The sequence below is a fragment of the Nocardia arthritidis genome (assembly GCF_011801145.1).
GTDB lineage: Bacteria > Actinomycetota > Actinomycetes > Mycobacteriales > Mycobacteriaceae > Nocardia > Nocardia arthritidis_A.
This window is the reverse complement of the sequence record NZ_CP046172.1, coordinates 2,059,563-2,078,726: the sequence shown is the minus strand read 5'-3', so window position 1 is coordinate 2,078,726 and position 19,164 is coordinate 2,059,563. Positions and strand designations below refer to the sequence as shown.

Sequence of the window (19,164 nt, the reverse complement as noted above, 5' to 3'; positions counted from 1 at the left end):
CTTGGCGCTGTCACGTCCGCGTGCACCGTCGTGCCCTCTTCGTTCTGACGGGATCTGTTGTGGGAGGGAGGCGTTCAAATGACGAGTTGTCTCGCTGAGCGGCGGAAGGTGTCGCCTGCCAGCCTGAAGGGACCATTGGGTTGCCATGAGCATGGGACCGGGTTGGGTCCGGTCGCGGGCCGTGTGCTGATGGTGGCCGACGATCGGGCTGTTGGTCAATCCGAGTGGGCCGGATCGGCTGGTTTGCCGCGGCGGGGCTTCTGCCGTTGCCGGTAGGATTCGCCCTCGACGACGAGTTCGTAGGCCGCGGACTGGAGCCGGTCCATCGCCGATTGCGCCAGCAGTGGGTCGGCCATCATGGTCAGGATCTCCGGAGGTTCCCGGTTGCTGGTGATCACCGTGGAGGCCTTGCGGTGGCGCTCGACGATCAGTTCGTAGAAGTCGTTGGTCTCGGGTGCTTCGAGTCGGTGCAGGGCCAGGTCATCGATGATCAGCAAGTCGACGCGGTGCAGTTTGCGCATCTCGTCTTCGTAGCTGCTGTCGAGGCGTGCTCCGCGCAGTCGTTTGAACAGTTTGTCGGCGCGTTCGGTGTGAACAGTGTGGTGGCGGCGGACCGCGATGTGTCCTAATGCGTTGGCCAGGAACGTCTTTCCGACCCCGACCGGCCCCATGATCAATACGTTGTAGGCGTCGGCGAGGAACCTCATCGAGGTGAGTTCGGCCCAGAGTTCGCGGTCGAAGGTGACCGCGGTCGAGTCGTCCCATGCCGCCAGGTGCATCTGCGGGTCCAGGTGGGCGGTCTTGGCGCGGCGTTGCTCGGATTGCCGGTCGCGGCGGGCGACCTCGTCGGCGAACAGCATTTCCAGGAAATCGTGGTGCGGCAGCCGATTCGACCGTGCCAACGCCAACCGCTCGGGGAGGGTGTCCAGGAGCTGGCCGAGCTTGAGCCTGCGCATCAGCGACTTCAGCTCCGGGGTGATCTCGATCGGTTTGACCGCCGGGTCGGCGGCGGGACGGCGAGTGGCGCTCATGACGGCCTCCTGACCGCGAAATCGGTGGTGGAACGGACGAACCGGGACGGAGCCGGTGGCGGCAGCAGCGTCAGCTGCTGACCGGTGGTGGCGCGGGTGAGCATGCGGTCGATGACGCCGACGTCGACGACCTCGGCGTCCAGTGCTCGGCGGCAGGCATCGTCGACGGCGTCGGCGCCGTGGCGGCGCACCAGCCCGAGCAGCCGGTAGACCTGCCGCATCTTCGTCCAGGGCAGTGGATGCTCGAGGACCGCCGCCGCATAGGAACCGACATGAGCGCCGTGATCGAATGCTTTGCGTTGCAACGTATTCAGGTCTCGCATCGCATAGGCGGTGAGCTCGCTGGGCAGGTCGGCCGGATCGGTTTGGCGGCGACCGGCTCCGACTCGGGGGTGGACCTTGATCAACTCGCCACGGAAGTAGAGCTTCACCGTCTGCGAGTCGACGCGGGCGGACAGGCGCTGCCCGACGAGATCACCGGGAATGCTGTAGAGCGCCTGACAAATCTGAACATGCCGGTCCGGGGCGACCTTCGGGTTCACCCAGGTCGGAATATCGAAGGCAGTGTCGGGCAACGGTTTCAGCTTCGGGTGCTCGTCGGTGGTGAACACTTCGGCCGGACGTAGTCGCGTGGTGCCATGTATTCTCATTCCCGCGGTCTCCCGGCACCACCGCTGCGCGCGTTCCCGGCAGTCGGCCAGGTCTCGGAATTGTTCTCCGGCAAAGAAATTCGACCGTGCGTAAGGAACACAGCGTTCGACGCGGGGCTTGTCCTGCGGGCTGCGGATCCGCGCCGGATCAACCACGAACCCACGAGACTCGGCATATTCGCGGAACGAATCGTTCAACCGGGGATCTGTCGCGTTCGCCCGGTCGACGATGGCTTTCATATTGTCCGGGATCGCGACAGCGAACACACCGTCGAAGAACACCCACGCCGCTTCGAATCCGGCGATGACGTCGTTGAGTGTTTCCCGGTAGGTCGGGAAGACGAACATGTGCCGCGAATACACCGCGGTGAAGATCAGACCCTTCACCACCCGGCGACGGCCCTCGACGTCGGTCAGCAACCCGAGCCGGCCGAAGTCGACCTGCACTTCCGCACCGGGTTCGCAGTCGGCCACCCGCACGGTCGTGCGCCGCTTCCCGAACCCCAATTCCGTTGTGGCGTAACGGTTCAACGTCCGATACGACACCACCACGCCACGGCGGGCCAGCAGAATATGAATCTTGGTCAGGGTCAGGCCCTGATCCAGCCATTGTTTGATCTGCTCGGACTGACCGGCGAGTGTCTCCCACACATCGCTCTTACCGTTCGGTCGAGACCTGCGAACCCCGGCGATCACCGCCGCCAGCAGCTCATCGGTCAACTGCTCCACACCCTCGTCGCGGTCCACGCCACACGACTGCGCTCGCTCGACATACCGGCGCACCGTCTTGCGGTCAGTGCCCGACAGCCGGGCCACCTCCCGCAAGCCGCGACCCTGCAGCCATAGCCGCAGCATCTCCCTGATCTCGATCACCGAAACCTCCCGGTAGCTCATCTGGCCAATACAGCGGCCGAGCGACCGGAAGCCCCGAAGCCACGCCGGGTGGTCCCATAACTGGCAAAACCGCTAGTCAGGTGGTCCCATCAGTGGCAAACAGGGTGGTCCCATACTCATGGCAAAACCGGCTCCGAAGTGGTCCCTTCCTCCTGGCAGCCGACAGAAGGTTCTGATGCCGCGCATGTTGTCTGCGGTGACTGTGTCGGCGCTCGCGGTTGCGAGTGTGGGCGGGGTGGCTTCGGCGCAGCCGCCGGATTCGCGAGCGTGTATGCCGTTGTTCGTGGTTGGGGTGCAGGGCACCGGGAGTCGGCGCCGGATGCCGACCCGCACACCGATTCCGGGTTCCTCGGAGATGCGGTATTGGGGCCGTTGATGGTTCGGGCCGCAGGTAAGGTCGATCGTGCATACGTGCCGTATCAAGCGGCGTTCGGTGGCGTGAACGGCGGTGCGGCCGTGCCGTATTCGGAGTCGGTCACCGGGGGTATCGAGCGCACGCGGCATATGGTGCGCGACGAAGCAACTCGATGCCCGAACACCGATTTTGCGATTGTCGGGTACTCACAGGGCTCGCATGTGGCGTCGATGTTCGTGCAGGAAGTCGGCCAGGGACACGGTCTTATACCTGCCGAGAAAGTCGCTGGCGCAGCACTTTTCGCTGATCCGACGCGGAATCCGAACGCGCCGTTGTTTCCCGGCAATCTCTATGGTCGACCAGCCATCGGCGTAAAGATCTACTCCCTCAGCGACTTGCTCACGGGATAACTTGAAAGTTCCACGCTTTTGAACGCCTTGTCGTTTCAGATGACAATCAACCGTCTGGGTATGCATTCCGAACTGACGAGCAAGATCAGCGATCGACATCCCCGCTTCATAACGGGCCACCAGATTCTGTACTTCTTCCGGTGACAGCTTCCGGTTCGGCTTGTACGGTCGTCGCTCACTCTTCGCCGATGAGACCTTGTGGACGAGATTCTTGCGTTGAGCACTACTTGCCTCAGCAGGCTGCTCGCCAAGCTTGGCGATGAGGTGTTCCAGGGGACGCGGCAGATTTGAAAGGGTTTGAGTTAGGCGCACAAAAATCCGGCATACGTGCCACATCTGACGGACCGGTGTTCGAGTGCACTCGAACACACGGAGGTTATCTGTGGCGATAGCAACTGACCTGCGAAAACTTCTGACGCCTACGCCGGATTCCATGGCACCGTCGGGCGGCACCGCACTCCCGGGGTGGAGGTGGCTGCGATGATCGCGCCCATCGTCCCGCCCCAAGCTCCCCTCCAGGAGTTGATTCATGGTCCGGTCTCGGTTCCCGTCCGGGTACGAAGCGCCAGCGACGACGTCGTCTACGGGATGTCAACAGTCGGTGAAGCCGGCCGGATCCTGGATCGGCATCTGCTCGCCAGGCTCGGGTGGGTGCCAGGGACTCACCTGGACATCGGCTGCGAGAAGCACGGGCTCCTCGTCGCCAGTCCGGCGGTCGACGGCGTTGCTGTCGTAACTGGAGACGAGTTCTTCCGGATCCCCTTCCGGCTCCGTCGCCGCGTGAGCCTGTTCATTGGGGATCGCGTGCTGCTCATCGGCCGCCGGTCTCGGAACCGGCTCGCCATCCATCCGCCAGCGGCGATGGACGAGTTGCTCGGCACCAGTCTGCGGCTGCTGGAGCGGTGATGCCGATGACCACTTCCACCATGCCGTCGTGCCCATCTTGCCGCCGACGTGGCATGACAGCACCGGTACTGGCGATCGGCGACGGCGCGCTCGGGTTCTGGAACGCACTGCGGGATGTGTTCCCGACCACCCGTGAGCAGCGTTGCTGGTTTCACAAATCGGCGAATGTTCTTGCTGCGCTGCCGAAATCGGCACAGCCCGGCGCTATCACGGCGATGAAGGACATCTACATGGCCGAGGATATCGATAAGGCCCAGATCGCGGTGAAAGCGTTCGAAATCGATTACGGCGCAAAGTATCCCAAAGCTGTCGCGAAGGTCAACGATGATTTCGACGTGCTGCTCGAGTTCTTCAAATACCCGGCCGAGCACTGGATCCACCTGCGCACCACAAATCCGATCGAGTCGACCTTCGCTTCGGTACGGTTGCGAACCAAGGTCACCAAGGGGCCGGGCTCTCGCGCCGCCGGAATTGCCATGGCCTACAAGCTGATCGAAGCCACCCAGGCCCGCTGGCACAAGGTCAACGCACCCGAACTCGTGCTCTCGTCCGCACCGGAGCGCTGTTCCACAAAGGCAAGCTCCTCGAACGGCCGCGCGAGATCACCCCGCCTCAACCGGCGCGGCCGATACCGCCGGAACGGTGGTCGCCTGAAACTGGCTGATCCACAGGATTTCGACAATATCTCCCGGCATCTCGTCGCGGTGCATCAGGGCCCCAGCGCGGGCCTTACCCCTGGGAGGTGAACTCTTCACATCAGCTGTCCGCCGGAGTTGAGATCGCACAGCGGATTCCAGGCTCGGTCGGCACGTGGATGGAGGGTCGGTGGCGCCGACCGCGTGGTGTCGCGTGGCGTTGGAACACTCCGAACCCTCGCCCGCGTGACCGCAGCGGAGGCACGATTCGAGGTGCGCGTGAAGCCTACGTAGAATCCATCGGAACGAAGGGGAGAGAGTCGATGAACCCGTACGGACAGCCGAACTATCAACCGCCGCAGAGGTTTCAGCCGCCCCGGCCGATGTATCCCCCGCCACCGGCGTACGGGCCACCTGCTGGTTACCTGGCACCGGAGCCCCCTTCCGGAGCAACGGCAGTCACGGCCGGAATCCTCGGATTGATCCTTGGGCTGCTCGGCGTGATCGGTGCGTTTATCGCCATCATCAACTCCAGCCATGCGCCCGGCGATTCGCGATGGGCGATTCAAACTGCGGGAGCGATCAGTGGTGGCGTTGCCTTGCTATGGGTGCTCGGCGCGTTACTTCTGTTTGCCCGCAAGACCGCTGGCCGCGCGCTGCTGATGGCAGTCTCGGTATTGGGGGTGGTCGGCGGCCTGGTCAGCACCGTCGGCTACAGCCCCATCATCGGCGTGGCTACCCTCGGTCTGTCTGGAGCAATCCTCGGCCTCACCGCTGCCACACCTACCGGCCGATGGATCGCCGCCAGACGACAACCCTCCAGTTCGCCATATCCGCCGCCGTACGGGAGCTACTGACTTTGCACCGCCCGCAGAGCATTGTCTCAGCACCCGGTGTGGCAAGCACATCCACAGGATTTGACAATGTCTCGCGCCACCCAGGCACGCCCACAATCGCTACGTCCTACATGAGATGATTTCCTTTCCGAAACCTGTTCTCTTCCAACAGGCAAAGGGTGAGCCGGGCCGCTCACACCGCACACGGCACTGACACGACAGCCCACGGCGCTGACACCCACGGTTCCGCACCGACTCAGCGCGCCCGGCGGAGATGCTGCTGCGGCAGCGAGATGGGTGTGGCGCAAAGGTATTCGGCCCTTCGCGAGGTTTGCGGCAACTTTTGAAGGTTGACCTTTGCTGAGATTTTCGGGGTCTTTCCTCGGTGAGTCCGAGCAGCGATGCTTGATTTATGGAGCACTACGTACGCCGTGAGCCGATTCCCGCGGTGGGAGGGACGCTGGTGTCGGTGCGGCTCCCGGTACGCGCGCGGCTACGTGGGTGGCTGACCGATCTGCGCTACTGGAATCCATTGGGCGACCGCATGTTCACGATAAGTACGTACACGTCGGTGTCGCAACGCCTACCCGACGGGACCAACGGCCCGATCATCGCGCCGCGAGGCGGAGGGGCCGAGTCCAGCGGCTGCTGAAATTCGCTATGGGGACTGCTGCACGACCGGGTGATAGGTTCGATCACCCGGCCTGACCGGCCGGTGGGGTCATGAAGGTCTCGTATTCGATCGGCGTCCAACAGCCGAGGGCGGTTCGACGCCGACGACGGTAGCTCAGCACGACCGGGGTGCTGTAGCGGCGATGTGATGCGGTGTAGCGCAACGGCATTCGCGGATCTACCTGCCGAAGTACGGCGCGGACGGCGAAAGCCCTATATCGCTCGAGTTGGCGGAGTCAGGAACATCTGCGCGAAAATCGACCGGTGGATGAGGATGAGCGGCCTCGCCTCGCGCTGCTCGATGCCTTTCGACAGTCTCGCGGTGACGCAGTCCTGGCAGTTCCTGGATCCCGATTGCGGGGCTGCTGGTGCGGTTGGTGCTCGCGGGCGGGCGCGCGGTCGAGCAAAGCGTCCTGATCGACGCGATCTGGGCCGAGGACCCGCTGGCTGAACCGCGTCAAGATCGTTCGCCGAGGGCAAGAGTGGCAGCGCAATTCACCGAGCCCTATCGCTGGGAACCAACAAGGTCGCAGAGATCGAACGTTCCTCAACTAGGCCGACTGTCGGCGGGTAGGCCGTCCCGGTTGCCGACCGAAGCGGGTTGGATGATGGGGATCGCGTCCTGCTCTTGCGTGGTCAGCGAATCCAACCGCTGCCGGTTCTCTTTCGGAGTGCCGTTCTTCGGCGGCTGTTTCGTCTCGGTCTTGGGAGTTGTTGCGTTGCCGAAGGATTCAGCGGTCGGCAAGTCGGCGAAGGCGTTGGTGTGAGAGGCAAACGCCACTACACAGAGCAGTCGATGGCGTTCTGGTAGCTGGGAGCCGATTCTGCATGCAATTCCTGGCCATCCCGCACGATTCGGCAATGAAGATCGTGATTCAGACCCAGCTGTGTGGCGGTTTCGCCCTTTACCCAGTACTCCTGTCCTTCCGGTACCCGAACGGTCAGCTGCCACGGCAGCGAGATGTTCGCTACCCGGTGCGTACCGGATTGGTCCCGGTAACTGACGGTCACCGGGCCCCCGGCATTGCCCAGAATCTCATAGGTCGTTGACGGCCCCAACTTCGGCTGGTTCACCACAATGGCCACCCCTACACCGGCCGCAAGAACGACGAGCACGGCCAGACCGCCCAATAACCATCGCCGCATCGGGCGGCGAACCCCTGATGCTCGGTAACTGGGGGCTGGTGCCTGCATCGATGGCTGCAGACTGGGCCGAAGGTTCGCTTGCGGCATCGGCATCAGGTATTGGTGGCCGTGGGACGGCAATCCCGGGGAGGGCGGTGCCCATTGCTGGGCCACGGTGGGCGGCGCGGGAGGAGGCGCTGCACTCGCCAGCAGAGCTTCACCAGCCGCGGCCGCGAACTCGCTGCAGCTGCCGTACCGGTTATCGGGATGCTTGGCCAGCGCGCGGCTCAGCACGGCATCAAGCGCGGGCGGCATATCGCCGCGTCGGCTGCTCAATGGTGGCGGCGGCTGCCGCATATGCGCCTCGATCACCGCCACGGGGTTGGTCGCCGCGAACGGCGCGCTCCCTGCCAGCAGCGCGAACAGCGTGCACGCCAACGAATACTGGTCGCAGCGATGATCGACCGAGCCGCCCGCCAGCTGCTCGGGCGCCGCGAACGCCAAGGTCGCAGTGAACGTCCCCGTGCGTGTCAGCCCGCCAACCTCATCGCGTAGTCGGGCGATGCCGAAGTCGGCCAGAAGTGCGCGTTCCGGCTCGCCGGACTCACGGTTGGCCAACAGGATGTTGGCGGGTTTCACATCTCGATGAAGCACGCCCCGGCGATGGGCGTAATCGAGCGCGTTGGCCGTCTCGGCGATGATCCGAACCGCCCGACGCGGGTCGACGATGCCTATCGAGGCCGCGTCGCCGCCCGCAACGTACTGCATAGCGATCCACATCGACTCACCGTCGATTCCCCGATCATGGATCGCGACGATATTCGGATGCTCCAACCGCGCGACGACATTTGCTTCCCGCTCGAACCGGGCCCGGATCTCTGCATTCGTAAACAACGCAGCATCAAGCACTTTCAGCGCCGTCAACCGCGGCAACCGCGGATGCTGAGCCAGGTATACCGTCCCCATACCACCCCGGCCGAGAATTTCCTGGACTTGATATCCGGCGAACACCTCTCCCGTACGCAACTCGGCCACGCACAGCCCCCGTTCGACATCATGAACATCCCAGCGGCGCAATGCTATCCGAACGCCGGACAATCAACATGTCCGGATCACAGGCACGGAATTCGCGACGAGTACACATACTGGTTATCCGACACCGGGAGCACCGCATCTTCGAGGGAGACAGCATGCCGCGTGATTTGGCCGAGGTGGCGGTCGGCGAGCTTTGGGCGTATCGGCAGCGAGGTACCGACCCAGTCACTTGTGTGGAAGTACTTCGGCTCGGCACTGCCAAACCACCGCGTGTGCTCGTCAAGTTCACCGACGATCAATTCGAAGGACGATCAGAATGGGTGCCGCCCGGACGACTCAAAGTACCGTGGGACCAGGCCGAGGAGTGGTCAGCCCGCGAACAACGCTGGGCGACGCTGCGTGACGGCTCTGAATACATTCGGGGCAGCACCGAAGACCATGCCCTCGATATGCTCGCAAGCGGTCTACCCGACTATGACCTCGTTGAGTTCCTGTACAACAGCGATTCCGGCATCCTGAAGATCCATGACGTCGACGCACTCGCCCGAGATCTCGACCTCGACCGCGAGTCCATCGCCGGTGACCCTGCGTCGTTTGTCGACGATGAGGGGTGCCTGCTGGTGCCCTGGCGCGTGACCCAGGTCATCGCGAAGAGCCTTGCCCGCAAGTTCGCGGACGTCGTCCTGCCACAGGTCGAGGAAAGCGAGGCCGAAGCCCGACACCAAAATCGGTGGGGGTACGCATCGAGCAGTGCTCGCGATGGGTGGATCAGCGCCGAAATCTGTGCAGAGGTGGACCAAGAATTTGCACCCGCTCGGGAACTGGTGCGGCAGTGGTGCGGCGCGGAGGCTCACGATCGCTACGACGAACTGCTTGCGCTCCGAGCCGAGGTGTATCGGTTGGGCGCACTTATCGAGCGAGCCGTCACAGCTCTACGTTCGTCGGGAAATCAGCGCGACGCCGACGCGATCGAACGCGACCTCGGCATCCCGCTGGAAGCTCTACGCCAAGCGCATCAACGCGACTCGGCTCACCAGTAGGTCCGCTTATCCGGCCCGTACGGACTCCAATTCCGCAGATAGGGCCGAAGATTCTCCGGTTTCATGTCGATCTCTGGCGATGTGGCCGTACCGTTCAACGCCGGGTCAACGCGGTCGGCATACTCACGACACCACTGCAGCCACCCGTCCACCTCCACCTCGGTTGTCTGCTGTTCGCAGGCAGCGCAGAAGGCGCGGATCGCCTGAGCCCGTTGCCAATCAGCCAACTGCCTATCGAGAGCCGAGACACGACTGTGCTCGGCTAACTCAGCACGCGCGCGATCCATCGCCGCTTCCCAATCGCGCCGACGTCGATCCGCGGCCTCCTCCGCAGCGACACGCCGATCCTCTACTTCACGCACTCGACGCGGCACCGCCTCCAACAACGACGAGACACGATCCTCGACGCACCACCGCTTTCGATCCGCCCACCACCTGCGATACGGATAGCTTGGATCGCCTACCTCGGTGAGCGACAGCACGAGCCGCCCGGAGGGCACCACGCGCTTGGCCAGCGGAAACCGCTGCCACTCATACACTTTCCGACCGTTCAGTTCATCCGGATCGGGCAGGACCTCGCGTTCCTCACGCTCCTCCGCCAAAGACACCCGGAACACCAGATTGCAGGCCGTGATTTCGGCACCGTCGGACGGGTTCTCCGCCCAGTCGACCGCGTATCCCCGCGCTGCGGCCTCCACCAGAATCGTGTGCATAATCCTCTGCGCCCGCGGCACCAGTGACGCTGAAATGTCAAAAACCGCCGCGAGATCGGGCAAATCCACAAGCAGAGGATGCAGCTCATCGACCCTCTCAGGAACCAACACCCGACGGGCCGGGTCACTCTTGGCGGGACCGGAATTCGGGTGAGTCCCAGCCACCAGCACTATCTCCAGGGCACCCAGATCCGTCCGGCGCTTCACCAACGTATGGCCTGTCGGCACCATTCCGTGACGCTTGGCGAAATCGACGATCTTGCGCCACTCGGCAACCGATTCATCGCTCGGTCGCTCGACCACAAACCGGTCGCCACCAACCAAGTCCGCAACCAGCTTTGCCGCCGCGGACCGCCGATCCTCGGCAACCCGAACCGTAGCCGCCGGTGCCGACTGCCGTTTTTGTTCGGGCAGCGCTTGCTTGGGATTTCGCGCACGCACTCTCGCGGCCGCAGCGCCGGACCGGCAGTCGGTCGGGCGATCAGGATGATACCCATGCTCGAGATAGAAGCGGCCGGCATCCGTAACCTCCGCAGACCACCCATCCCGCCTCGTAACGGTTACCAACCCACGCGCCTCCAGTGCTCGCGCCGACACCTTCATTGCAGACCCGGCATCATCCCCACAACCGCCAGCAGCGATCACCCGCAGAACCTCCAACATTCGCAGGTTGAGCGGATCCCATCGACGCATAGTCCACAGCACACACCCGCGCCAGCAACCGTGCAATCCCCTGTACAACAGCGACCCACGTCGGGACCGTACGGAGATCTGTCATCAAGTCGTCGAACGTGGCCACCCGGTGTCACCATCGCAGGCGCGGGGATCCCCGCCATCGCCTCCGCGCAAACCAATTGCCCTGCCACCCGCGAATCAGCGACGGCGTGGTCGATTTATAGCTGGTAATCGGCTTCAATCACCAACTGCCCGACAGGAAACCACAGGTCAGGACCATTCCCATGTTGATAGTGCCCCGCCGGTGAATCCAACCTGCGACCGTGTCGCAGGTTCCGATGCCGAGACAGATCCATTATTGTTGGACCCGATCGAAAGTATCGATCTACTCGACCACTGGTTAGTGGCGTGGATGCCATTCTTAGGGGTTCAAGTCCCCCTCGCGCACAATTCACCGTCAGCGGTGACGCATCCACCCCGAGCGTGCTCAAGGGGGCAGAGTGCTCCGCCGCGCCGATGCGTATGTGGTCCGCATTCGGCGCCCAATGACCTTCCCGCCTAACGGTTCCGGCCCCGGTCTTCAGTTGTGATCGGCGTGTCGGCAGGCGCCGGGACGGCAGCATCGCACTCGGCCAGGTCCGCCACGACCGTGCTCAACGGTCTGGTCGATCGCGGCCGCCGCCTCCGCTCTGCACGGGCGCAGTGAACGTCATGCTCGCCACCTATGTCGGTGAGCTCGCCCACCGAACCTGCACGTAGAAAATGAGATGCATCCCGCGTACGACGGTTGCTAGCGTATGCCCCATGTGGTTCGCATTGTTCCTCTGAGTCAGCACCTTTGTGCTCCGCGCCTGCCGTTCTGGTTCGAGGCGCCCGATTCCCCGCCGCGATGCGGCATTTCGAGCTTTTTCCGGCTCGACCCTTTCGTCTGGCGTCGAGCCGGTCGTGAATTCATGAGGAGGACCCATGCCCACCATGCGCACAGATCCGAACAAAACCACCGCGGACAATCGGCTGTCCCGACGGGAGCGCCGTCACGGCGTCGAGCAGCGAATGCCGTTCGCGGGCAAGGTGAATACCCGCGGCCGGGATGCCGTGGTCACACGCAAGCACATCAACTACCGCCGCGGCTGAGCCGGTACGGATCGAGGCTTTCCGGGTAGCGACACGCCGCTACCCGGAAAGCCTCTCAGTCGCACTGCCATCCCGCTGGGGAAGGCGAAAGAATCGCGAATCATCTGGTGGCACAGCCGATTCCAGCGGGAGCGTTACCCATGGTCGCCAAATCCCGATCCGACGAGCTATTGGAGTGCCGGTGAGTTCCAGACGCCCGGCGACGGTCGCTCGGTCACCAGCTACCTGAACTCGTGATGTCCGCGGCCGACCGGCATAGACCGACCGTCGCGATGGCGACCCGGGCATATGCGTCGGATCAGGTCGATCTGTCGAATACCGCCGGCCAGGGGTGTCGAGGATCGTCGTCCTCGTCGCCGGCGGGCACGGGTGGCGCGGGCGCACCGGCCACACTATTGGTGAGTTCTGTGAACGCCGCCGCCGCGGTCGGATCGTGCCTGCGCAGCTCTTCGTTGAAATTCCGTTGCGCGGCATAATATTTGCCCGCATGTTCGGCCGCGAGGGCATGCGCCTTGGCGAATGCCGAATTCGTTGTCTCGACGATCAACTCGCCCAAGGTCTCGTTGGTCAGGCGGCGGGCCACCGGATGAATCGTCACGGACCGCACCGAGCCGCCCACCGTGACGCGCACGGTGACCGTCCGCCGATCGTCGGTGGCCTCGGCCTCGAGCTCCTCGACCTCCTCGGCGATCTCGGTGAGCCTGCGCGCCTGCTCGGCCAGCCGGTTCAGCAGTTCGGCCCCGCGCGCTCCGAATGCGGAGTAGTCGGGTGTCATCGGAGCGGAATTTTCCCTAGGGCCGCTTTGACGGCTGTACGTACCTGGCTGTTGGGATCGTCGGCATATTGCTCGATCAATGCGCGATCGGCCGGGTTCTTGAACTTGGCCAACGCCCTGATCGCCGGTCCCCTGGTGTTCGGATCCGCGACATACGGCAGCACCAGCTCGCGCGCCTCCTCGGTTCTGAACCGACCCAGAAAGTGCAGGATCGGCACCTTCGACGCGATATTGGGCAGGGTGTGCAACAGATACACCATGCGGTCGTAGTCGGCTCGCTCGGCAATGGTGTCCAGTGCGAGCGCCGCCCAGAACTCGACATGGGGTTGCAGCGGCGGATCGCCGTGCTCGATCTCGCGGAACAACACCTCGATCGCCCGCCGGTTGCGCTTGGCCGCCGGATCGATGAGATTGCGGATCAACCCGGTGCGAATGGCCCATTTATGATGGGTTTCGGGGCCGGGGATCCGCTCGTCGAGATGTTCGAGCCAATCGACGAAGATGGGAATCGCCGGCGGGATGGTCCGCGGACCGTTCGCCAGATCGTCCAAGGTGTAGCAGCGCACGCCGACCGCGGCGAGCTCCCTGGCGATCCGCAGGTCGAATCCGTTCGTGCCGTCGCGATAGCCCGCGGGTAATTCGTCGAGCCAATTGTCGCCTTTCGGCATCCGCGCGTATTCGTAATTCACGGCACCGGCACCCCGGTTGAGCCACGCGGATCCTTGTTACTGGCCGGCGGACCCCAATTCGGTTTGGGAATGAACGGCGTTGGCGACTGTCCCTTGGGCAGATTGTCGTCCAATTCCTCGCGAATGACGGTGACCCTGCCCTCGTTCACCAGCTGTTGCGTATCGGGCGCCAGCTGCGTGCGGTTATCGACAACCAATGTCATGGTGTATCCATTCTGCGCCGCCCAATCGGACTCGTCATGAATCTGCTGCGCCGAACCTTGCGTGTCATTGGTGTTCTTGACCTCGGTGACCTGCCGGTTCACATCGTCGATCCGGTCGGGAATCCTGGTGCGACCGTTGACGAACACCGCACGCTTGGGCGCGTTCGGATCCAATCCGGCGCGCAGTTCCCCGTCGCGCCCGGCCCGGATGTTATCGAAGAGGTTGCGTCCCGTCGCCGGATAGCCTTGGCGCGCATACCGTCCCAGGAACGGCGCCAGCCACAGCTGAACGTCGCCGGTCGCGCCCGCCATCGATCCGCCGGTCTGCTGAACGGCGCCATCGACGAATCCGTCCAATTCCGTCAGCAGCGTATCGACGTCGCGCCCGGCCCTGTCCTTCAACTCCTCGATGTAGGCGTCGATCATCTTCTTCACGAACCAGCGCAGGGGCGGCGCCGCCCTGGTGATCTTCCAGGTGTTGATCGTCATCTCGCAGTAGAAAAGGACCTGTTTGATCTGTTCCCGTTCGATATGCGATTTATCCGCGACCTCGTGACAGGCACTGCCGAGATAGCCGGAGAACGCGGAGACGTCGTCGACCGCGTTGAGGAATCGACCGACGGCCGACCGGATCATCGGCACATCTTCCGGCTCGTCCGGATTGCCGGGCAGATTCAGCTTGACGTCCTTGAATTCCCCGCTGAATTTGCCGAACAGCTGGCTCGCGTGCTCGATCTTGCCGGTATCGCAATCGGCCCATGCCTTTTTATGCCGTCCGTCGATCAGGTGCCACCGGCCCGGTATGTCGCCGAGGCCGCCGTTGCACAGCCGGGTCGGGTGCAGCGAATACTGCAGGCTGGTCACCTGCGGTGGCGGCGGGATCGGAATCTGCGACTTCTCCGGTGCGTTCTTGTTCTCGGCCTCGGCGTGGTTGGCGCCCGCGGTGTGCACCATCTTCGCGAAATTGCCCGCCGCGATGGCGCTGAGTGAGGCGAGTTCGAAAATGTCCGCGGCCGACTGCGAATAGGCCGCGGCCCAGCCCGTTCCGGCGGTGGAGTGCACACCGGCCGAACGCGAGATGTCCAGATTCCCGTCGAGCTCGCGCAGCTTCTGCTCCAGTTTCGTGCTCAGATCACCCAACTGGCGCGCGACGTCCCAATACCACTCGGGATGCACTGTCGTCATGACGCTCTATTCCTTCACACACGGGCCGATTTGCAGATTGCGCATGATCGTCGCGATCTCCTCGTCGAACGCGCTCGTCGCGCCGCGAACCAGACCGGACAGCTGGACCGTCGCGGTCCGCGCATCGCACGAAACGATAAGTCCGAGAAACGATTTCGATTTGTACAGATAAGGTTGCTGGAATTCGCCGTCGACGGCGACGGCGCGGTGCCCGCACACCTGGGCGGGCACGCTGGTGTGCTCATGCCAACCTCGGGTATCCGGCGCGCCGGCGAGCCCGGACAGGTAGGTCGCATTCGCATCGTCGTTGTCGAACGGGGCCTCCCCGGCGATGGCCGATACCATGGCGAATCGGCCGCCGTCGCGCCGGACGATCGACAGTTCGCCGGTCGACACCGGATTCTCGGCCCAACCGTCCAACCGCGGCAGCGCTATCCGGAACGGCTGACGCCGGTCGGCCTCTCGAACGAATACCTGCCCGCTCGGCTTGGCCGCATCACAGGAGTACGCGGTATCGACCGTGGTCGCCGCGGGCGGGGCGTCACCGGATCTGCCGCATCCGGTCGCGACGACGAACAGCATGAGCGTCGCGATCCGTTGGGCGAGCACCTGCTACCCCGCGAAGCCGAATATCTCGCGGTTGAGCCGTTCGGCCTCCGCGTAATTGCGGTGGGCGGTGTGCACCTGTGTGCGCAGTGTGCGTAACTCGTCGAGGCGTTTACCCGAATCGGACTGCCAGTCGGCGTGGGCGGTGCTGAACCCGTCACCGCCATCGCCGACGAAGTGGGGCCTGAGGTCGGCAGCGGATCGCCCGACGGCCTCGTGCATGCCCGAGAGCCGCCGGATGTGCCCGTCCAGGTCGGTGACGAATCGCTCCATCGCCGCGAGGTCGTATCGGTGCGCCATGATCGCTAGATCTCCAGATACACTGCGGCGCCGCTGATTTCCGACCCACTGTGGGCATCGGTGCCGTCATAGGCCGTCGCCGCCGAATTCAGGTCGGCTGCGTAGGTGGCGATCCGGTCGACATGGGTCCTGATCCGAGGATGCATGTCGTCCCACACCTCCCGGACCGTATCGGCCGCCGCTCCGGACCACGAATCCTGCAATTGGTCGTGTCCGTGGTGAATATCGGCCAGAACGCCGCACATATCCCCGTGATGTTCGTCGAATCGGCCTGCGCCGCGCCGCAAATGGTCCGGATCGACCTGTAAGATCTGCTGTGCCATGCTATGCCTCCCCGCATCGGCAACGAATCCCCTGGAGCGAACAGTGGACTGGCGAGAATCGGCATCCCAACAAGCCCGCGACGACCTCGACACCCTGCTCGAGGACAGTATACGTGCGGCAGCCGAAATATTGGGCAGTCACGGCACTTTCGCGCCATTCATGCTTGCGATCGACCTGACCGGCGCTCGCGCGATGCGCGCACTCGGCGAGCCCGGCGCGGCCACCACCGAGGATGCCATCCGCGCCCGGCTCGAGCGGCCCGGCGACGGCGCCCAACTCCGCGCGCGAGCAACAGTATTCGACGTCGACGCGATGGCGCCGGTGCGCGGCGACGCCATCAAGGTCACGCTCGAACATCGCGAAGGGCAGGCGATCGACATCGTGGTGCCGTATCGCCTCGCCGACCAGACACTCGAGGTCGACATGGATCGCGCCAATGCCGCCACGGTCGGCCGCCGCTTGTGGCGGACACGGGCGGGCGCGGCAGAGTAATCAAACGGCTACCCGGCCCGACCTCACCGATCACCAGCCGCCGCAGCAACGACAGCGCTTGGCGCACTCCAGCGAACGCCCGCGAAGCTGACTAAATCGGCACGTCCTCCGAGCCTTGAATCCTTACGTCGATTTCGCCGAGACGGATCTCGGCGTCGTACTTGTCGCCGTGTTTTCCCGCCCCCAAGGTGGTCGCGAAGGTGGTGAAATGCGGTTTCCCGTCGCAGTTCAGGTCGCTGGTTTCGCCATTGCCGGTCTTGCCATCCGCCTCGCGCGTCAACGTAATTTCGATCTGTGGGTTTTCTATGCCGCTGCACTCGTACGCAGCGGTGACGTCGCCGTTGGCGTGATTGACCTTCAGTACTGCGACATTGGCTTCGCTCGCGTCGGGCCTGGCGCTGGCGGTCGGCATGAACACGAGCGCGGCACCGGCGGAAAGCACGAATGCGCCGAGCAGCATCCTCATATAACTTCCTCTCTTCGTTTCCGGGGGCGCTCGCTCGGGGCGGATGGGCCTGCGGGCCATCGGTACGCGAAGGCGCCTCTTCACATTCGTGGTCGCGGAGGTTCCGGATGGCAGTGATATTCCGGCATTGGCGACATGCTGTCCTCATCGACCGGCGCGGTCAGCTCGCCACACAGCGGCAGCGGGTTGAATCCGTTTGCGGCGCTGTGGATCACCAGCCGAGGTCCAGCATGGCCTTCACCGCGGTTGCGCTGCTGTCGGCGACAGACCGGTGATAATTCGCAGCGGCCCGGATCAGGCCGGACGCGCCGGGGAGGAGATCTGGTCGAGATAGGCGCGTAGGGCGTCGCGGCGCTGCGCCATGCAGTTGACACACCTGCACATCCGCTGCCATTCGTTCTCGACGGCGTCGACCGTGTCGGGATCGACGTGCTCGGGGTAGATTCCGTCGCTGTCGGTCAGCGCGCTGAGCAGATCCTTGACCAGGCGGCTGGGGATCCCGCAGCGGATCAGATCCCGGATCTGCCGGGCCTGGGCGATCTGCGTCTCGTCGTAGTCGCGGTAGCCGTTGGCGTCCCGGCGGGCCGGTTCCAGTAGGCCCTGTGATTCGTAGTGGCGCAGCATGCGGGTGGTCGTGCCGGTTGCCGCTGCGAAATCGCCAATCTGCATCGACATCTCCTCGATAAAGCGTGGATCGGACTTGACCTTGCCACAAGCGTCAATCCTCGACGCTGCCGGGTATGACGACAATGACAAGGCCGGCGAGACGCCTGCCATCCGGCGTATTGGTGCTCTCGACGTGCGTATTCACCGTGTGTATCAGCGAATTCATGATCTCGGGCCTGCTCGACGCGATGTCCGCCTCGTTCCGGCGGCCTGCGCCGGTGATCGCGTTGCTCACCACGGTTTTCGCAATCGCGGTGATGGTCGGCGCGCCTGTCACGGCGGCGTTCACCGTCCGGTTGCACCCCAAGCGCACCCTGATCGCCGCGATGTCGGCATTCGCTGTCGCACATGTGCTTTCGGCGGTGAGCCCGGTCTTCTGGGCGGTGATCGCCTTCCGCGCGCTATCCGGTATCGCTTGCGCCACACTGCTGTCCGTCGGTGCGGTCGCGGCGGTGCGCATGGTCGAACCGTCGATGACGGCGCGGGCGCTGACCGTGCTGCTTGGTGGAATGACCGTGGCAAACGTTGTGGGAGTGCCGGTTTCGGCGTGGGTCGGGTCGTTTTTCGGTTGGCAGGCCGCCTTCGTGCTGGTTGCCGTGCTTGCCGTGGTCGGATGTGTGTTTTTGGCGAGGATCAGGATCGAACCCGCACCGTCGGCCGGCGACGGCCTGCGCACGCAGCTGGTCGTGGAAGCGCGCGTCCTGATTCGTCCGGCGATGCTGGTCACCTTTGCCGTGGTGGTGCTGTTCCAGGTGGCCATGTTCGCAACGTTCACCTACCTGCAGCCGTTGACCACGCAGATCGGACACCTCGGATCCGGTGTGACGGGCGGACTTCTCGCCCTGTTCGGGGTCGGGTCCATGATCGGCGTCACCATCGGCGGCGCCGCGGTTCGGCACGGTTTCCTGCGCACCATGGTGATCAGCGTGATCGGCATCATCGTCACGATCGCGGCATTGATGTTGTTGATCCACCAGTCGGTGATCGTGTTGGGTGTGGTCGTCTTCCTTTTCGGGACAGCCGCTTGCGCGATCACCCCGGCCCTCAACGGTCGTGTGTTCGCGCTGGCGGGTGACGCGCCCACGCTGGCGTCGGGCGTGAACGTCGCCATGCTCAATCTCGGTAATGCCTTGGGGCCGGCCATCGCCGGGTTGCTCATCACCTGGCATCCCGGCCAGTACCTGCTCGCCCCGTGGTGCTCGCTGGTGGCCGGCGTCCTCGCCTTGGTCACGGTTACCGTCACCGCGGTCGCCGAACGACGACGGCGCACGGACCCGGCATCCGTCTTGCCGGTGGAGCCTTGTGCCGCAGAGGATCTCGCGGCCTAGGCCGCGTCACCATGCACCG

The 19,164-nt window shown here is 64.0% G+C and carries 20 protein-coding genes and 2 pseudogenes; 9 read left to right on the top strand and 13 right to left on the bottom strand.

The window, feature by feature from the left end:
- Positions 1-215: 215 nt before the first annotated feature.
- On the bottom strand, positions 216-1,031 hold the full coding sequence (locus F5544_RS09240; protein ID WP_167472021.1) for an ATP-binding protein: 816 nt from the start codon (positions 1,029-1,031) through the stop codon (positions 216-218).
- Complete coding sequence (istA, locus tag F5544_RS09235) at positions 1,028-2,575, bottom strand: IS21 family transposase (protein ID WP_167472022.1); 1,548 nt, start codon at positions 2,573-2,575, stop codon at positions 1,028-1,030. Before istA ends, F5544_RS09240 begins: the two co-directional genes overlap by 4 nt.
- Positions 2,576-2,842: 267 nt before the next feature.
- Here istA and F5544_RS09230 point away from each other — a divergent pair, with 267 nt between their 5' ends.
- Positions 2,843-3,340 (top strand): cutinase family protein, encoded by a 498-nt coding sequence (locus F5544_RS09230; protein WP_238847166.1) that lies wholly within the window; start codon positions 2,843-2,845, stop codon positions 3,338-3,340.
- A gap of 42 nt (positions 3,341-3,382) precedes the next feature.
- Here the strand turns inward: F5544_RS09230 and F5544_RS47465 are convergent.
- Positions 3,383-3,676 (bottom strand): annotated as a pseudogene (locus tag F5544_RS47465) (helix-turn-helix domain-containing protein); the annotation flags it as partial.
- 144 nt (positions 3,677-3,820) lie between these two features.
- On the opposite strand from F5544_RS47465, the gene F5544_RS09225 reads away from it, so the two are divergent.
- From F5544_RS09225 to F5544_RS09210, 4 genes and pseudogenes are all read left to right on the top strand, one after another.
- Positions 3,821-4,246 carry an AbrB/MazE/SpoVT family DNA-binding domain-containing protein gene (locus F5544_RS09225; protein WP_167472804.1) on the top strand — a complete coding sequence of 142 codons (426 nt, stop codon included), beginning with the start codon at positions 3,821-3,823 and terminating at the stop codon, positions 4,244-4,246.
- 35 nt (positions 4,247-4,281) lie between these two features.
- Positions 4,282-4,910: pseudogene (locus F5544_RS09220) on the top strand (transposase); the annotation flags it as partial.
- Between the two features lie 294 nt (positions 4,911-5,204).
- Positions 5,205-5,738 carry a hypothetical protein gene (locus F5544_RS09215; protein WP_167472803.1) on the top strand — a complete coding sequence of 178 codons (534 nt, stop codon included), beginning with the start codon at positions 5,205-5,207 and terminating at the stop codon, positions 5,736-5,738.
- A 391-nt stretch (positions 5,739-6,129) separates the two neighbouring features.
- Positions 6,130-6,369, top strand: a complete 240-nt coding sequence (locus F5544_RS09210; protein WP_167472802.1) for a hypothetical protein — start codon at positions 6,130-6,132, stop codon at positions 6,367-6,369.
- A gap of 800 nt (positions 6,370-7,169) precedes the next feature.
- Here F5544_RS09210 and F5544_RS09205 read toward each other — a convergent pair.
- Complete coding sequence (locus F5544_RS09205; protein WP_167472801.1) at positions 7,170-8,549, bottom strand: MmpS family transport accessory protein; 1,380 nt, start codon at positions 8,547-8,549, stop codon at positions 7,170-7,172.
- 155 nt (positions 8,550-8,704) lie between these two features.
- On the opposite strand from F5544_RS09205, the gene F5544_RS09200 reads away from it, so the two are divergent.
- On the top strand, positions 8,705-9,589 hold the full coding sequence (locus tag F5544_RS09200) for a hypothetical protein (RefSeq protein ID WP_167472800.1): 885 nt from the start codon (positions 8,705-8,707) through the stop codon (positions 9,587-9,589).
- Here F5544_RS09200 and F5544_RS09195 read toward each other — a convergent pair.
- Positions 9,580-10,995, bottom strand: coding sequence for a hypothetical protein (locus F5544_RS09195; protein WP_167472799.1), 1,416 nt, complete (start codon positions 10,993-10,995; stop codon positions 9,580-9,582). The genes F5544_RS09200 and F5544_RS09195 overlap by 10 nt on opposite strands.
- A 948-nt stretch (positions 10,996-11,943) precedes the next feature.
- On the opposite strand from F5544_RS09195, the gene F5544_RS09190 reads away from it, so the two are divergent.
- Complete coding sequence (locus F5544_RS09190; protein ID WP_167472798.1) at positions 11,944-12,111, top strand: hypothetical protein; 168 nt, start codon at positions 11,944-11,946, stop codon at positions 12,109-12,111.
- Between the two features lie 298 nt (positions 12,112-12,409).
- On the opposite strand, the gene F5544_RS09185 is transcribed toward F5544_RS09190, so the two are convergent.
- From F5544_RS09185 to F5544_RS09160, 6 genes are read right to left on the bottom strand one after another with little or no spacing between them, the layout of a single operon-like run.
- Positions 12,410-12,886 (bottom strand): YbaB/EbfC family nucleoid-associated protein, encoded by a 477-nt coding sequence (locus F5544_RS09185; RefSeq protein ID WP_167472797.1) that lies wholly within the window; start codon positions 12,884-12,886, stop codon positions 12,410-12,412.
- Positions 12,883-13,575 carry a HEAT repeat domain-containing protein gene (locus tag F5544_RS09180; RefSeq protein ID WP_167472796.1) on the bottom strand — a complete coding sequence of 231 codons (693 nt, stop codon included), beginning with the start codon at positions 13,573-13,575 and terminating at the stop codon, positions 12,883-12,885. The genes F5544_RS09185 and F5544_RS09180 overlap by 4 nt, the downstream gene beginning before the upstream one ends.
- Positions 13,572-14,963 (bottom strand): putative toxin, encoded by a 1,392-nt coding sequence (locus F5544_RS09175; RefSeq protein WP_167472795.1) that lies wholly within the window; start codon positions 14,961-14,963, stop codon positions 13,572-13,574. Before F5544_RS09175 ends, F5544_RS09180 begins: the two co-directional genes overlap by 4 nt.
- 6 nt (positions 14,964-14,969) lie before the next feature.
- Entirely contained in the window at positions 14,970-15,572 is a 603-nt protein-coding gene (locus F5544_RS09170) for a hypothetical protein (RefSeq protein ID WP_167472794.1), read from the bottom strand.
- 3 nt (positions 15,573-15,575) lie between these two features.
- A complete protein-coding gene (locus tag F5544_RS09165) occupies positions 15,576-15,869 on the bottom strand; it encodes a WXG100 family type VII secretion target (RefSeq protein ID WP_167472793.1) in 294 nt (97 codons plus the stop codon).
- A gap of 5 nt (positions 15,870-15,874) precedes the next feature.
- Complete coding sequence (locus F5544_RS09160; protein WP_167472792.1) at positions 15,875-16,192, bottom strand: WXG100 family type VII secretion target; 318 nt, start codon at positions 16,190-16,192, stop codon at positions 15,875-15,877.
- Positions 16,193-16,235: 43 nt separating this feature from the next.
- On the opposite strand from F5544_RS09160, the gene F5544_RS09155 reads away from it, so the two are divergent.
- Positions 16,236-16,685 carry a hypothetical protein gene (locus F5544_RS09155; RefSeq protein ID WP_167472791.1) on the top strand — a complete coding sequence of 150 codons (450 nt, stop codon included), beginning with the start codon at positions 16,236-16,238 and terminating at the stop codon, positions 16,683-16,685.
- A gap of 91 nt (positions 16,686-16,776) precedes the next feature.
- Here F5544_RS09155 and F5544_RS09150 read toward each other — a convergent pair whose 3' ends face one another.
- Entirely contained in the window at positions 16,777-17,151 is a 375-nt protein-coding gene (locus F5544_RS09150) for a hypothetical protein (protein ID WP_167472790.1), read from the bottom strand.
- Positions 17,152-17,445: 294 nt separating this feature from the next.
- Entirely contained in the window at positions 17,446-17,820 is a 375-nt protein-coding gene (locus tag F5544_RS09145; protein ID WP_167472789.1) for a MerR family transcriptional regulator, read from the bottom strand.
- A 71-nt stretch (positions 17,821-17,891) separates the two neighbouring features.
- Between F5544_RS09145 and F5544_RS09140 the strand changes: the two genes are divergently transcribed.
- Positions 17,892-19,145, top strand: a complete 1,254-nt coding sequence (locus F5544_RS09140; RefSeq protein ID WP_167472788.1) for an MFS transporter — start codon at positions 17,892-17,894, stop codon at positions 19,143-19,145.
- Positions 19,146-19,164 lie beyond the last annotated feature (19 nt).